Source organism: Acinetobacter calcoaceticus DSM 30006 = CIP 81.8 (assembly GCF_000368965.1).
GTDB lineage: Bacteria > Pseudomonadota > Gammaproteobacteria > Pseudomonadales > Moraxellaceae > Acinetobacter > Acinetobacter calcoaceticus.
On record NZ_KB849778.1, the window covers coordinates 244,450 to 258,956 of the forward strand.

Sequence of the window (14,507 nt, forward strand, 5' to 3'; positions counted from 1 at the left end):
GTATGTAAAACGGTCTGCTAAAACCGACTGGCAATGTGGCCAGCAGGCAAAGGATAATCCGCGTGTTTTTGAGTGTCAATGTAAGGTTGAATAGAAATTGGTTAAATAATTTTTGTTTTCATTCAATTAGATATTTAAGCTAAACAGTCATTCAACTTAAATTTAACGATATCATGGTAATAATAAAAATGTAGGATAGTGAATTATGATTGAGTTCATCATTTGAATGGGTAATTAATAATGATAATAAAAGGACCTTCCACCAGTTCAGAAGAATATCAACTTATCTTTCAATGGCTTGATGAACGATTCCATTATTCTATTGGGGCAATGGCTTTTCTTAATCAAACACGAGTTACCAATACCGAGTGGCAACTCTTACGGTTATATCACCCGCAGAACTCCAAGCAACTTTTAGGAGTCGCGGTCATCGTTACTGGGGGCACCTGCTTCTGGGTTCCATCAAAGACATCTTCATCTGGGGCATCACTCTGTACATCAATTTTAGAGCTTCAACCGCATCGGATTGTAACGAACGCAATCGGGCGAGACTTATTACATGCCGAGATCAAACAAAAAGGACGTATTTTACGAGAGTATGATCAATGGATCATGATTTGCTCACGCCAATTTTCTGAAGCTCAAGGCCGCTTGGCGGAACGCTCGGACATTTCCCGTCTTAACGAATATCAACATCAATACAATAAAGAGCGGTCAGCAAATGAAACACCGGATTGGGAATCTCTAATTCAACAACAAAAAATTATTGTGCTTGAAGCAGACGACCAAATCATTTCAATTGTGCGTTTAGGCATAGAAACTGATCGTCTGGTTTCTATTGGTGGCACATATACCTTCCCTGCTTATCGTCGAAAAGGTTTTGCCGAGCGCGTCTTACAATTCACGGTCAATCGAATCGTTGCAACTGGACGGATTGCCCACTTAATTGTCGATGTTGATAATACTCCAGCCGTTACACTTTACCGCCAAATGGGCTTCGAATGCGTAGAGTCTTCTTACATTGGTTACCCAGAGTATTTATAAAAAATCATTCATTTTCAAAACTGCTTAAATGAATCGATTGATCACGCTATAAATAAAAGCTACAGTAAATAAAGTTTGAATTTTATAACTTTAAATAAATTGATAACGCATGCAGGCAAAGACATGGAAACCATACATGATTTTTATCGCCGCTTTTCTTTAACCAGAGATAGCGATTACTCGGTTCCATCGACTTCGTTTGGACATTTTAATGTGTTCCAACGTGATGCCTGCTCTTTTCTGACGCCTTACAGCCGCCGCGATTATTATAAAATTTCACTGGTTTTAGGCACAGGCGACCTCCACTACGCCAACCGCTGGATACGAGTAGACCGCCCTGCTTTACTGTTTTCAAACCCGATGGTTCCCTACGCTTGGGAAATTAATTCGCCCGAACAGGCAGGCTGGTTTTGTCTATTTACCGAAGAATTTGTAAACCACGAATCAAGACAAAGCTTTTTAAAAGACTCCCCGCTGTTTAAAGTCGACGGCGACCCATTGTATTTTTTAAATGATCAAAAAGTTGATGAAATTTCATTTATTTTCAAAAAGATGATGGCAGAAATAAATTCAGACTACATTCATAAATACAACGTTTTAAGAAACTATTTGCACCTGATTGTGCATGAAGCCATGAAAATGCAACCGACCCAACAGTTTGAAAAACATAGCAATGCTGCGGTTCGGATTTGCCATTTATTCTTTGAATTATTAGAGCGCCAGTTCCCAATCGACTCGCCCCATTTTCAGCTTAAACTCAAAACAGCAAATGACTATGCCTATGGTCTGTCAGTGCATGTAAACCATTTAAACCGAGCCGTAAAAGAAGCCACAGGCAAAACCACGTCTGAGCATATTAGTTCACGCATTACGCAAGAAGCCAAAGCACTGTTACAACACACCAGTTGGAATATTTCCGAAATTGCCTATAGCTTAGGCTTTGAATATTCAGCGTATTTCACCAATTTCTTTAAGAAAAATACGGGTTTTTCGCCTAAAAAGTTCCGCGAGGACTGTGTGGCCTAAAAACATATTGTTTGAATTTTATAATTATTGGTTTGAATGTTATACGTCAGTTTGAGCCAAAGCATTTTATAGTTTTTCTACTCAAGTGATTTGCAAAAAAGAGTGTGAAAAATGAAATATAGAACTTTAGGACAAACAGGCGAAAAAGTATCAGCACTTGGTTTAGGTTGCATGGGAATGAGCTTTGCCTATGGTGCCTCAGACGACACACAAAGCATTGCAACTCTAGAAAAAGCCTTAGACCTAGGCATTAACTTTTGGGACACCGCCGACATGTACGGCAACGGCGCAAACGAAGTATTGCTCTCAAAAGTTTTAGAAAAACACCGCGACAAAGTATTCTTGGCGACCAAATTTGGCTTTCGCTATAAAGAAGATAACCTTAACCCACAAAACTCTTTAGAGTCTTATATCGACGGTTCTCCAGAGTGGATTAAAGTTGCGGTCGAAAACAGTTTAAAACGCCTAAATACAGACGTAATTGATCTGTATTATGCCCACCGCATTGACCCGAATATTCCAGTTGAAGACACGATTGGCGCAATGGCTGACTTGGTCCAACAAGGTAAAGTTCGCTATTTAGGACTCAGTGAAGCGTCGGCTGAAACCATTCGTAAAGCACATGCGATTCACCCGATTGCAGCGGTTCAACATGAATATTCGCTCCTCACCCGTGAGTTTGAGCAAACCCATTTGCAAACCATTCGCGAGTTAGGCATTAGCCTTGTGCCGTATTCACCGCTATCACGTGGTTTAATCACCAATACACTCGATGTGGGCAACCTAGAAGAAAACGATTTCCGTCGCCAGTTACCACGTTATCAAGGCGATAACTGGAAAAATAACCAAAGTTTGGCGCAAGCATTTAGTGAATTTGCCCAAAGCAAAAACGCGACAGCGGCTCAACTGGCTTTGGCTTGGATTTTGGCACAAGGTGAAGACATTATTCCAATTCCGGGTACGCGTAAAATCGAGCGACTTGTGGAAAATGCTGGCGCTGTAGACCTTGATTTAACAACAGCAGATTTGGCAGAAATCGACGCAATTATTGAGAGATACCCAAACATGGGCGCACGCTATAACGCTGAGCAACTTGCTGCGGTAAATCATTAAAATATGAGCTGTAAAAAAAGTCCGACTTAGTATCGGACTTTTTTATTTAGTCTTTGCTATAACTGCCCTGCTGGCGTCCATCGTTCCAAGTTACGTCTAACGATTTTTCAGAAATCGTCAGGCTTTCAGGAAATATACTTAAATTCTTTTTGAATTTAGAGTCAGGTTTTAAACCAATACAGTTGCCATTTTTCCACCATGTCCCTTCGGCATATTGGTCTAAAGCGCCATAAGCTAACATCCATTTAAACTTACCGTCTGGCTGAAGTAAAAGTTCCGAACCAACTTCCATCACACCATTTAAATAATAGTGTCCACTCCAAGCTTGATCGGATTGCTGAAATTTCACCTCTTTGCATGTGCTGGTTGGTTCTGCATAAATTTGAGAAGAAATCGCAATCGTAGAAAGTAATAGCAACCGTGCAAATATATTCATCATTTAATTTCCTTTAAAAATCAATAAACTTCTTTTTTTAATCAAGTTATTAGTTAGTTTTAATTCAGCTCTGTCTTAGAGAACAAGCAAGTAGGATTCTCAAGTTTTTATATATTCCTCATAAGAAGAGACCACTGTTACATCATTTGCTAGGAAATCAGGATACTTTTCTCTTAGTAATTCAACACATTCTTGACTTGCGGTTACTACAACCAATGGATCACTCGGATAGGTAACAAACATGGGGAAATCACTAATGAGTTTAAAAACTGCTCTCTCCATTTTTTCTGATCCGCATGGCCTAAAAATAGTTAAGCCTTCTACACTCGAGTTATCCTTACCGAAAGTTATGGAAAAATGACAGTGTACACCTGCCATCCGGCCTTCATATAACTCCACGCCATAATCTAAAAAGTAATAATTGTCATCTATTTCTGTCCAATAAGGACTAAAAATATCTAATATTTCCTCTTTAGTTGCAGAATCATCCATTGAAAAAATAAAGTATTCAATACCCATGTTTTCTCTCTTATCTACTATATCTCATCATTCAATTACTACTATCCAACATAACCATAAATCAGGCCAACTACACCAATACATAATAGAATGATAAAAGTTATATTTTCTGTCTCAGACTTGTTTTTACGTTTTTTACCGTATAGCCCAACAATTACTGCAATTATAATTATCAAGATACTAGCAAGCATTACAAATGCCCATCATAATACCATGGCCAATATTTGCCGAACTTAACATTCAAGTTTCCTTTTTTAAATCTTAGAAAAGAATAGTAAGGAATTTACTATTTTCCAGACTCAACTTTTAAATAAGTTCCATCTGCATACACATTATGTCCAAAGCCACAACCCGAGTTGCCCTCGTTTTGTTTGACCTGAATATAATTTCCTAATTTGGCATTGGTTTTAAAATCAAGCTGAATGCGGCAGTCTTGATCTTTATAGACGATTTGCTTTTTATTGCTCGGCATTGTGGTGCCAAACTCACCCATGTTCGGGCCGTAAATTAAGCTTCTAAGTCCCATATATAAACCAGCATAGCTGATTGCATATTGCCCCTTCTCACGGCTTACCGTGATGTGGTCCCACTCACCAAAACCTGAGTAACGCACATATTCACCAGACAAGTCATTTGATGCTTTAGGTGCAGGTAATTGCTTAAGGTTAAATTGGCTCGATTTTGATTTTTCATCGAGCATAAACCACGATCTTGCCCAAAGTGGCTGACCCAGTTTGGCGTAGGCTAAACCCACGTTGTTATTGGCAACTTCAATATCTCGATCGGTAAATTTAACTGTAGTTTCATCTGCATTGGCTTTACAAAACGCAGTCCAAGAGGCTTGATTCTGGAAATTTTCTAGGGCTTTTTTATATTGTTTTTGGTCGTAGTTTTTCTTACCTAAGCTCGCGTATTGCTTCACTTTATTACAGCTTTGCTGTAGCTCTTGTGCAAAAGAAAATTCTGCATGAGTAACCGACAAAGCCGAAAGTGTCAGAACCGCGCAACCTGAAATAATAGATTTAATCATTTTTAAAATTCTTTAATAATTAACTAATTATATAATATGAGCTAGTTCAACAAATCACAATTCTCTGCAACAAAAGTCCATTACAATGCTGGTTAGCTTAGGTTCTTTCATCACGCCATATAAAAAGGCCTGAACGTTTAAGTCCAAGCCTTTTGATTTTTAGAGTTTAGCCAAATCTCAACTAAGAAGACTCACTTAGACTCAAACTAGAATGATGATTTTGACAAATTGCGCTTTGCAAAATTTTCATACTATTTTTAATCGCATCTTCGACCTGTATTTGACTCTCTCCCATAAAATGAATTTTTGCAGGAATATTTTCATAACTAAAATTGTTATGGTCACCACTTTCTTGGATTAACTGATAAGTAATCGTTTCATTCTCTAATTCTTTAATGCCATTAAATAAAAAGCCAGAACTATACGGATTCGGCATCATCAGAAAACCAGTAATTTTCGTATTCACTGGCTCTAGCGGAATATTCATTGCCGCCTTAATCCACATTTCATATAAATCGACTGACTCATTACGTAATGTAATGAACGGAATTTCCCCTCCACCGACTCGCCCGCCAACCTCTAAAAACACCAGCTCACCTTTAGACTCAATAAATTCGAGATGAATCGCCTGATCTTTTAATTTTAAGAATTTACATACGTCTAAAGTAAATCTTTCTACTTTTTGAATAAACTCAGAATTATCAATCGTGACTGAGCCTAATGGCGCACCATTTCTGAAGTCTAAACAGGTATTAATATATTTTGAGACTTTAAAGTAAGGCATTTTATTGTCAGAAATAATCGCATCGACGTGATAGATATCTCCTTCAACAAACTCTTCTACTTCGTAGCCCGAATAGGAAGACAATCGTGGTATATCAGCCAATTCACTGATTTTTATTACGCCTTCAGAAGCAGCGCCCACTTGAGGTTTTAAAATAATCGCTGAGCCACTTTCTTGCAGAAACTTTTCAATGTCTTGGTGTGAAGACACTTCTGCATATTTAGGGTAACGGACAGTAGAATGAGCTAAAGCATCCTTCATTTTTTTCTTGTTACGGCACAACAAATTGTCTTCAACCGTTGCGCCCACAATATTCAATTCAGTTCGAATGCGAGCCGCAGCATCGAGGTCATATTCTGAGATGGCAATAACGTAATCTATAGGTTTTTTCTTATAGATTTTTTTAGCCTGATCGAGAACCTCTTCTTCATTTAACTGTTCTAAACCAGCTATGCAGTAACAGTTTGAAGAAGTGATATAGCGCATCGTTTCTGTTAATGAAATATAAGATACATGGACAGCATCGTGATCTATATATTTATTAAAGTCAGACAATTCATCGTCATATCTATTGATGATTAATACATGTTTCATATGACTTTCACCTGCTCATGTATATGTGTGACTAAACTACGGATCTTATCTTCACTTTCAGAACGGAGGATGATGTAGCCTAATCGTGAGGTCCAATCATGGTTACAAGCGAGTTCATCATCTGCTTCGTAGTAAAAGTGATGGTGTACACATTCAGGCGCTTCTAACAGTTGCTCTAGCCCACTAAAACCTTTAAAAAGGCGGTGGTTTCCTTGCGGAATAAAGGCAATTGCAGAGACCATATTTTTCTCTATTGAAGGTGAATATGGCAGGTCGAGGTATTCGCTCAGTACAGCTTGTGCGAGGTCAAAATTAGTCGCCAGTTTAATTAACTCAACAATATTGTCACCCGGTAAACGTGCAGCTAACTCAATTGCGATCGCTTTCCCCTGAGGTGTTACTCTCAGTTCTAGGTGAAAAGGTCCGATGTTTAATTCTAAGGTTTGAATGACTTTTGCGGCATAATCAAAAACGTGTTCAGAAAATTGACCCTCATATTGATTACCCACAATATGCCCAATTTCGACAAAGTAAGGTTCAGGACCTAATAGCTTCTCTGTCAGTGAAGCGAAGGTTATTTTTCCATCTGTATGGACAATTCCTTCAACACTGTATTCCTTCCCAACAATATATTCTTCAACAATTAAATCACCACTTGCATAGAAGCCAATATCATTCGGTTTAGATTTCCAGATCGCTTCAACTGTTCTTAATAATTCATCAAGATCAGAGACTTTTTTAACAGACATACTGCCCGCCATATCAACTGGCTTCACTACAGCAGGAAACTTAAAACCTTGAGGTAAGCGAATCTCTTTACCCTGTGAAATCAAGGCATATTTAATATCGCTCAAGCCTGACTTGGTTAGCTTGTCACGAAATTTGAATTTATTTCTAACCGTTTGAGCTGTCGTATATTCAAGAGAGTTTTTGGCAAATGAATTGCCTAGCTGTGCTGCCATAGGTACAGCATATTCAACCCCCGGTAATATCGCTCTTACTGTCTTTAACTCATTAATTTTAGAGAGTTGGCTATGAAAATCACTGGTATCTATTTTTATTATCTCTTTTGCTTTTTGTCGCATTGTTCCATCAATGCTGCACTCTCCTTCGTCAGTAGAAAAAACATATAAATCTATACCTAATTCTTGAGCGGCATTTAAATAAGTGACGCCAGAAGAAATAGGTTCTATAACTACTACAGTCATTGTTACAGTCTCCGTTAGGGACCAAAACTTTCCAACTCACACAGAGGCTGATTTAAAATTTTATTAATTATTGGGGTAGAACCGACACCCACAGTTAACTCGTGAGAGTCCAAATAATTTGAAAAATCAAATCCATTATTCGTCCACGTACAAAACGGGATATTTATAATATTGACCTCAGCTTCAACCTGCTCTCGAAAAACATTGACGCAATGTTGATGGTAATGACTTAAAACTGACCGATTAATCGCATAGATATTCACTTTAGAAATAGGATTTTTTCGGATGAGATCCAATCCCCGAGTAAGTGCAGCGCCCATACCACTTCCACCGCTTACAATATTAAGCGTAGATATGGCCTTCTCGTATTCAGGTTCTATATGATTATTCAGGTTGTATTCTAATTGGTCACCAATCGCTAGCTTTTGAAATAAGTTAGAAAATATTCCATTTGGTCTTAATTTTATGTGCAAAACAAAAAAATCATAATTTTTCACACCCAGTGAAACCACAGAGTAACTTCGAATTAAAGATTCTGATGGGTGTTTGATATTTACAATTGCTTTAGAACTAAAGAAGGTCCTTTTAATTTTAAATGTGAGCTCAACAATATTCTCAGAAAGAAAATTTCTAGTTATTAATTGAGCCACACTAAAATTATTAACCAATGGTGCGATTTCGACATCGCTCTGAGCATAGCTAATACAAGGCAAGAACTCTTTATCTATGGCAACTTGGTTTCCCGATTCATATACGACTCCACCTTTTAGTTTACATCGACAAACTCGGCACACACCTTTTAAACAGCCTTTCATCACTGTGCTATCAGGCACTGCATTGATAAGAGGCTGCTCAGAATCAGCAATGAAAATATGCTCTTTAATGCGAACATTCACCATTGGCATATTCTAATTCCATTGCTATGAAAGGGTTTCAGCACGCACAGCCTGAAAATACTCTCCTACCATCGGAACAAAGCTATTGATATGCTTAATTGCAAGATCAAAGTCTTCTTGTGTTTTAATTACAGAAGAAAGCATATCTGTCATCATGCCGCTATGGTCTTCAGCTTCATCAAATGCAACATGCGAAGCTGCACCCGATACAGCCTGATTCCCCATATGGACACCCGCTTTTTGCGTAATAAAATTATTAAATTTGTCGCCATAATATTCGAGGAACCAGTCCCAGACGACTGCTGGCAATGCACCAAATTTCTCTACACAAAAGTTTAAATACCCCATCAGTTTCCATGTTTCAGGAAATGCATTTTTTGAAATAATCTGATCTGAAGAATATCCATATTTAGTCAAGTCTTGACCAAACATTTCATCGTGTCCAAATTCATCATATAAATAATATGAAAGCTGTTTTGCAGCAGAGATATTATTGATTGCAGCAACGCGTACAGCATTTGCATCTAACTCATTATTCATATGAATGCGAATAACGCACTCTAAAATATGTCGTTTATAATATTTTTCATCGAACCAGTCTTCATTATGAAATTTATGCATAATTTCATCTTTTTTAAACTCACTATGCATAGCATGATCAACCGCACTTTCTAATTTTTTCAGACTTTCCTGTGAAAAAAACACGTTTTATCTCCGTTATATTTAAATTATTATCCAAGTATTAAATACTTATTTAGCTAGAATTAAGATTATTATTAATTAAACTTAAAACAAGCAAATATTATGTTTAAATATATTTTATAAAATGTCAACAAAATATTATTTTTTAGATTTTCTAACTAAAAGAAGTATTATTAATCAAAAATAAAAGCAATAATTTTAATTAACAATTAAGCAACAATATTGTTTAAACAAAAAAATTAATTCCAATTAATATTCACCACCAACAAAATTTAAATAACTTACACTTCATGGAAAAGAAGGAATTTAACAGGGCTATATTATTACAAAAAATAATGTAGAATCCTTGTGGCTAAATATATGGAAGTATTATAAAAGTGAATAATTTAATTATCGGAACCCTATTTGCGCTCTGTGCAGCTGCACTCAATGCCTCTATTGGTGTGATTAGTAAATTACTCATGCATAGTGGTTTAAACCCACAAGATATTGCCTTTTTAAAAACCATTATTGCCTTTTTCTTTTTAAGTGTTTTTTTATTTAAAGTCCCTGTTAGCCAAAAGATTGCATACATTAGTAACACTCCGAGCAAGCTCAGTGTTTTTACTCAAATTGCGATATGTGCTTTTTTAGGCATTTTCTCTCTATTCTTTTTCGAGACCATTGCCTACAACCACGGTGCTGCGGCCAATGTGGTCGTGGTATTAATGGCTTCAGCCGCTATTTCAGCTTTATTTTTTGGCAGATTAGTTTTAAAAGAAAGTATTTATATTCATTCAATTATTGGAACATTATTAGCTGTAACGGGTATTAGTGTAATTTCATGGAAAGGTGAAAATAGTTTATTAATGCTTATCAATGCTTCTATTGCAGGTATTGGATATGGTTTATTTTCAGTATTAATTAAAAAATTCAGATTAAATGGTGGTTTATTTCTAACCAAGTACTTATTACTTTTCGGTAGTGTTTATCTTGCCGTTCCCTTTTTAATCAACTTTCATAGCATAAACTTTAACACTGACATTATTTTAGGTTTGGTTGGCTTAGCAGTCTTGCCTACCATTCTAGGCTTTTTCTGTACCACCAAAGCTTTGTCTTACATGAGTGCGGCAAAAGTACAAGTGACTGAGCTTTCTGAGCCAATTTTTGCGGCACTCATGGCTTGGGTCTTCATTCATGAGCAACCGACTTTATCTTTTTTATATGGCGCAATTTTCATTATTTCAGGCATCTTTTTAATGAATCGAGCGCCTAAATCATAATTTGGCTAATTTCATTTATATTGCTCTGCATGGTGGCAAGCCACTTGCACCACACTGGCAAAGTTAATTGCCATTTGTGAAGGAGCAAGTTTTTTATATGCAAGCGCTAAACCTACCGTAGGTACTGGCGCTTGCAACGACCGATAAGCCACACCCTGTATTTGCAATTGTTTGGTCGACTCTGGAACCAAAGACACCCCCAAGTTTGCAGACACTAACGATAAAATTGACACAATTTGAGGAGCATTTTGTCCAATTCTAGGTTCAAAGCCACAGTTTTGGCAAGCTTGTCTAATCGCATCAAAAAGCCCTGCACTAATTGAGGGTGGAGAGACAATAAAATCAAGCTCTCGCAGGGAAGCTAAATCAATTTCTTTTGATGACTCGTCTAGTTTAAAAGACTCTGAAGGCAAGGCTGCAATTAAAGGTTCAGCCAATAACTCTTGAACGATTAAGCTCTCTGGAATATGACGTGGAGGCCGAATAATCGCGACATCTAAACGATCTTCAAGCAGTAAGTCTATGAGCAGCAAGGTGTTAGCTTCTTCAAGCTTTAAATTCACTTTAGGATATTGCTGCTGAAAATAGCGAACGCATTTAGGAATTAGAGGATTCAACATTGAAGTGCCTGTAAAACCTAATCGCAATTGGCCAACTTCACCATTTGCCACTTGTTTGACCAAGTTCGCTGCATCTTCTACACGCTGCTGTACAGGCTGAATGGCATTTAAAAAGGCAAGCCCAGCTTCGGTCAGTTCCACCCCATGCGGAGAACGAATAAATAAATCTGCACCTAACTCTTCTTCTAAGTCTCTTATTTGCATGCTTAAAGGTGGCTGGCTCATGTTTAAGCGATGCGCCGCTCTGGTAAAGTTTTTTTCTTCTGCTACCGCTAAAAAGTAGCGTATATGTCTTAGTTCCATCGCTATATATAAAACATATCATGATCCATTGTTAAATATATTAGAAAAATACCATCTAAATTGCTAATTTTAATTTATCGAATTTTCTCGATGAAGCACGCCGAAAGGCGCTGCACCTCTTTTCTGTCATGGTCATGATATGAGCTCTTCATCTACACCCAGTACCTTAAGCACTGAAGCAACTTCTGTTCTTTCCCGCGAGTGGATTCACAAAGGTACTAAAGCCTATAAGCACGCTGGTTTCGCTTTATTCTTGGTAGGCTTTGCTAGTTTCTCTCTGATTTATTGCGTACAGCCGCTTCTGCCAGCGTTTAGCCAAAGCTTCCAGATTAGCCCTGCGAGCAGCTCTTTAGCCTTGTCTTTAACGACCGCCTTTTTAGCGATTTCAATTGTACTATCGAGCGCTTTTTCACAAGCGATTGGTCGTCGTGGTGTGATCTTCAGCTCAATGCTGTGTGCAGCTATTCTTAATATTGTGGCGATGTTTACACCTAACTGGCACAGTTTACTGATAGCGCGAGCAATAGAGGGTCTGTTACTCGGTGGAGTACCCGCTGTCACCATGGCTTGGATTGCTGAAGAAATCGCACCTGAACACCTTGGTAAAACCATGGGTTTATATATTGCGGGTACGGCTTTTGGTGGAATGATGGGCCGTGTTGGCATGGGCGTTTTGATTGAATATTTTTCTTGGCGCACTGCTTTAGGCTTACTTGGGGCAATCTGTTTTATTTGCTCGATTGCCTTTTTGAATTTACTTCCTGCTTCGCGTAATTTCGTCCAGAAAAAAGGTTTGAATTTAGATTTTCATATACAAATGTGGCGTACCCATTTAAGTAATTTCAAATTGCTACGCCTGTTTGCAATTGGATTCTTACTAACCAGTGTGTTTGTTACCTTGTTTAACTACGCTACTTTCCGTTTAAGCGGTGCGCCTTATTCACTGAGTCAAACGCAAATTAGCCTTATTTTCTTGTCGTATAGCTTTGGTATGGTGTCTTCATCATTAGCAGGTGGCCTAGCCGACCGCTTCGGCAAAAAAACTATGATGATGAGTGGCTTTGCCTTAATGATTGTAGGCAGCCTCATGACGCTGCTCACCTCTCTTTTTGGCATTATTATCGGTATTGCATTTATTACAACGGGTTTCTTCATTACCCACTCACTCACAAGCAGCTCAGTCGGTGCTGAAAGCAAACAAGCCAAAGCCCACGCCAGTTCACTGTACTTACTGTTTTACTATATGGGTTCGAGCATTGTTGGCTCGGCAGGTGGCTGGTTCTGGTTACACGGCGGGTGGAGTGCCATAGTCGGTTTAACCGTTGTACTTTCATTACTTGGAATATTTTTAGCGGTTTCTACCTCACACACGAAAGCTCATTAATTTTTAATTTAAAGGAACCTCACATGTCGAGTTTATTTGTTTATGGCACTTTAGGCCCGGGCCGACCTAACGCTCATATCCTTGAAAATATTGGCGGACAATGGGCAGAAGGCTGGGTAAAGGGAACCTTACGTAACGAAGGTTGGGGCGCAGATTTAGGCTATCCGGGAATTGTGCTCGATGATGCTGCTAATCAAGTTCAAGGTTTTGTTTTTAGCTCGGAACATTTAGATTCGAACTGGAAATTGCTTGATGATTTTGAAGGCGAAGAATATGAAAGAGTACCTGTTCAAGTCACTTTAAATAGTGGCGAACGTGTTGATTCTTTTATTTATATGTTGAAAACCAACTAAATATGATAGCGTGCTGTCTTCACAAAAGCAGACCGCACGCATTTGCGTATTTTACACGGTAGGCACAGTTCCACCATCAATCACAAACTCAGTACCAGTAATTGCCGAAGCGCGTTCAGACACTAAATAAGTGATCAAATCTGCAACCTCTTCTGGTTTATTTGGGCGCCCTAACGGAATTCCACCCAAAGCATTCATAATAATTTGCTTCCCACCTTCATAATTTGTTTCCGCTTCAAGTGCAAGACGTTCTGCCAAAGCCACAGCAGCTTCGGTTTCAATCCATCCCGGCGCCACACGCACAACACGAATTCCCTTTGGAGAAATCTCTTTAGATAAACTTTTACTATATGTAGATAACGCCGCTTTTGCTGCTGCGTATGCAGTTGTTGATTCTGGTAAAGGTAATTCTCTTTGAATAGATGTTACATGAATAATAACGCCGGAACCTTGCTCTAGCATCAGAGGTATCAATGCCCGATCCAAACGAATGGCAGGCATCAAATTTAAATTGATTTCTCGCTCCCACTCTTCATCACCCAATACAGCAAACCCGCCTGCTGGGGCAGATGAACCACCTAAGACATGTACAACAATATCAATTTTCCCCCAGTGTTTCTGCACAGCCTGCGCTACATCACTGCATCCTTTAGCTGTAGTTAAATCAGCTTCAATAAAATGCACATTTTGTGGTAAATCCCGTACAGGATGGCGAGCGACAGTCATGACATCCACACCAACTTGATGTAATGCTCTTACAACAGCGGCTCCAGTTCCTTTGCTGCCGCCTGTAACCAACGCCCTTTTTCCCAACAGTTGTAAAGGAAAATTCATACTGTAATCTCCAATACTTCAATTTTTTCATCGTTTAGCTGGAAGGCATAATGTAAATTGATCGGGCTGCCAGGGAAGTTACCCTCCACACGTGCTACAACCAGATGCTGCCCATCTTGCACATCAATGCTCAGCGGTTCCACATGATATTCATATTGAGTTGAAGCCTGCTGCTTCCAGCCTAAGATGGCCTTATGACCAACATATTCACGACCTTCATCGCGTACAACGCCATGCTCTGTAAAACAAGCAACTACAGCTTCTGCCGTCTGCCGATCTGATTCAAAATAGTATTGAATTATTGATGGCAATAAAATTTGATGAACCATATCTCTAAGCCTTATGCGAGTTGATGCTTTTGATTGTAGCTTCACAATATTCTTGTTATAAGAGGGATAA

Annotated in this window: 16 protein-coding genes; 6 read left to right on the forward strand and 10 right to left on the reverse strand. The window is 38.5% G+C overall.

Annotated features, from left to right (window positions below):
• The first annotated feature begins 240 nt into the window (after positions 1-240).
• The 3 genes from F936_RS01275 to F936_RS01285 all read left to right on the forward strand — a co-directional run bounded on the left by F936_RS01275 (position 241) and on the right by F936_RS01285 (position 3,183).
• Positions 241-1,044 (forward strand): GNAT family N-acetyltransferase, encoded by an 804-nt coding sequence (locus F936_RS01275; RefSeq protein WP_005044154.1) that lies wholly within the window; start codon positions 241-243, stop codon positions 1,042-1,044.
• A gap of 123 nt (positions 1,045-1,167) precedes the next feature.
• Positions 1,168-2,070 carry a helix-turn-helix domain-containing protein gene (locus F936_RS01280; RefSeq protein ID WP_005044155.1) on the forward strand — a complete coding sequence of 301 codons (903 nt, stop codon included), beginning with the start codon at positions 1,168-1,170 and terminating at the stop codon, positions 2,068-2,070.
• A 111-nt stretch (positions 2,071-2,181) separates the two neighbouring features.
• Positions 2,182-3,183, forward strand: a complete 1,002-nt coding sequence (locus F936_RS01285) for an aldo/keto reductase (protein ID WP_005044158.1) — start codon at positions 2,182-2,184, stop codon at positions 3,181-3,183.
• Positions 3,184-3,229: 46 nt separating this feature from the next.
• Here the strand turns inward: F936_RS01285 and F936_RS01290 are convergent, their stop codons facing one another.
• The 7 genes from F936_RS01290 to F936_RS01320 all read right to left on the reverse strand — a co-directional run bounded on the left by F936_RS01290 (position 3,230) and on the right by F936_RS01320 (position 9,355).
• Entirely contained in the window at positions 3,230-3,622 is a 393-nt protein-coding gene (locus F936_RS01290; RefSeq protein WP_005044160.1) for a hypothetical protein, read from the reverse strand.
• Between the two features lie 96 nt (positions 3,623-3,718).
• A complete protein-coding gene (locus F936_RS01295) occupies positions 3,719-4,138 on the reverse strand; it encodes a hypothetical protein (RefSeq protein ID WP_005044163.1) in 420 nt (139 codons plus the stop codon).
• 286 nt (positions 4,139-4,424) lie between these two features.
• Positions 4,425-5,168 (reverse strand): hypothetical protein, encoded by a 744-nt coding sequence (locus F936_RS01300; RefSeq protein WP_005044166.1) that lies wholly within the window; start codon positions 5,166-5,168, stop codon positions 4,425-4,427.
• A 181-nt stretch (positions 5,169-5,349) separates the two neighbouring features.
• Positions 5,350-6,546 (reverse strand): ATP-grasp domain-containing protein, encoded by a 1,197-nt coding sequence (locus F936_RS01305; RefSeq protein WP_005044168.1) that lies wholly within the window; start codon positions 6,544-6,546, stop codon positions 5,350-5,352.
• Positions 6,543-7,754 carry an ATP-grasp domain-containing protein gene (locus tag F936_RS01310; protein ID WP_005044170.1) on the reverse strand — a complete coding sequence of 404 codons (1,212 nt, stop codon included), beginning with the start codon at positions 7,752-7,754 and terminating at the stop codon, positions 6,543-6,545. Before F936_RS01310 ends, F936_RS01305 begins: the two co-directional genes overlap by 4 nt.
• Before the next feature lie 14 nt (positions 7,755-7,768).
• Complete coding sequence (locus F936_RS01315; RefSeq protein WP_003653954.1) at positions 7,769-8,659, reverse strand: FAD-binding oxidoreductase; 891 nt, start codon at positions 8,657-8,659, stop codon at positions 7,769-7,771.
• Positions 8,660-8,674: 15 nt separating this feature from the next.
• Entirely contained in the window at positions 8,675-9,355 is a 681-nt protein-coding gene (locus tag F936_RS01320; protein ID WP_003653956.1) for a hypothetical protein, read from the reverse strand.
• Positions 9,356-9,729: 374 nt separating this feature from the next.
• Here F936_RS01320 and F936_RS01325 point away from each other — a divergent pair, with 374 nt between their 5' ends.
• A complete protein-coding gene (locus tag F936_RS01325; RefSeq protein ID WP_005044173.1) occupies positions 9,730-10,614 on the forward strand; it encodes a DMT family transporter in 885 nt (294 codons plus the stop codon).
• Positions 10,615-10,625: 11 nt separating this feature from the next.
• Here F936_RS01325 and sxtR read toward each other — a convergent pair whose 3' ends face one another.
• Entirely contained in the window at positions 10,626-11,537 is a 912-nt protein-coding gene (gene sxtR / locus F936_RS01330; protein ID WP_005044175.1) for a multidrug efflux pump transcriptional activator SxtR, read from the reverse strand.
• A gap of 139 nt (positions 11,538-11,676) precedes the next feature.
• On the opposite strand from sxtR, the gene sxtP reads away from it, so the two are divergent.
• Complete coding sequence (gene sxtP, locus F936_RS01335; protein ID WP_005044176.1) at positions 11,677-12,921, forward strand: multidrug efflux MFS transporter SxtP; 1,245 nt, start codon at positions 11,677-11,679, stop codon at positions 12,919-12,921.
• 23 nt (positions 12,922-12,944) lie between these two features.
• On the forward strand, positions 12,945-13,274 hold the full coding sequence (locus F936_RS01340; protein WP_005044178.1) for a gamma-glutamylcyclotransferase family protein: 330 nt from the start codon (positions 12,945-12,947) through the stop codon (positions 13,272-13,274).
• A gap of 51 nt (positions 13,275-13,325) precedes the next feature.
• Here the strand turns inward: F936_RS01340 and F936_RS01345 are convergent, their stop codons facing one another.
• Both F936_RS01345 and F936_RS01350 read right to left on the reverse strand, forming a co-directional pair.
• Complete coding sequence (locus tag F936_RS01345) at positions 13,326-14,108, reverse strand: SDR family oxidoreductase (RefSeq protein ID WP_005044180.1); 783 nt, start codon at positions 14,106-14,108, stop codon at positions 13,326-13,328.
• Positions 14,105-14,437 (reverse strand): nuclear transport factor 2 family protein, encoded by a 333-nt coding sequence (locus tag F936_RS01350; protein ID WP_003653967.1) that lies wholly within the window; start codon positions 14,435-14,437, stop codon positions 14,105-14,107. The genes F936_RS01345 and F936_RS01350 overlap by 4 nt, the downstream gene beginning before the upstream one ends.
• Positions 14,438-14,507: the final 70 nt, after the last annotated feature.

Excerpts from the sequence above, each read along its gene's own strand:
- F936_RS01275 (WP_005044154.1), top strand. The coding sequence starts at position 241 with ATGATAATAAAAGGACCTTCCACCAGTTCAGAAGAATATCAACTTATC.
- F936_RS01310 (WP_005044170.1), bottom strand. The coding sequence starts at position 7,754 with ATGACTGTAGTAGTTATAGAACCTATTTCTTCTGGCGTCACTTATTTA.
- F936_RS01350 (WP_003653967.1), bottom strand. The coding sequence starts at position 14,437 with ATGGTTCATCAAATTTTATTGCCATCAATAATTCAATACTATTTTGAA.
- F936_RS01280 (WP_005044155.1), top strand. The coding sequence starts at position 1,168 with ATGGAAACCATACATGATTTTTATCGCCGCTTTTCTTTAACCAGAGAT.
- F936_RS01315 (WP_003653954.1), bottom strand. The coding sequence starts at position 8,659 with ATGCCAATGGTGAATGTTCGCATTAAAGAGCATATTTTCATTGCTGAT.
- F936_RS01340 (WP_005044178.1), top strand. The coding sequence starts at position 12,945 with ATGTCGAGTTTATTTGTTTATGGCACTTTAGGCCCGGGCCGACCTAAC.
- F936_RS01290 (WP_005044160.1), bottom strand. The coding sequence starts at position 3,622 with ATGATGAATATATTTGCACGGTTGCTATTACTTTCTACGATTGCGATT.
- F936_RS01305 (WP_005044168.1), bottom strand. The coding sequence starts at position 6,546 with ATGAAACATGTATTAATCATCAATAGATATGACGATGAATTGTCTGAC.
- sxtR (WP_005044175.1), bottom strand. The coding sequence starts at position 11,537 with ATGGAACTAAGACATATACGCTACTTTTTAGCGGTAGCAGAAGAAAAA.
- F936_RS01295 (WP_005044163.1), bottom strand. The coding sequence starts at position 4,138 with ATGGGTATTGAATACTTTATTTTTTCAATGGATGATTCTGCAACTAAA.
- F936_RS01345 (WP_005044180.1), bottom strand. The coding sequence starts at position 14,108 with ATGAATTTTCCTTTACAACTGTTGGGAAAAAGGGCGTTGGTTACAGGC.
- F936_RS01285 (WP_005044158.1), top strand. The coding sequence starts at position 2,182 with ATGAAATATAGAACTTTAGGACAAACAGGCGAAAAAGTATCAGCACTT.
- sxtP (WP_005044176.1), top strand. The coding sequence starts at position 11,677 with ATGAGCTCTTCATCTACACCCAGTACCTTAAGCACTGAAGCAACTTCT.
- F936_RS01300 (WP_005044166.1), bottom strand. The coding sequence starts at position 5,168 with ATGATTAAATCTATTATTTCAGGTTGCGCGGTTCTGACACTTTCGGCT.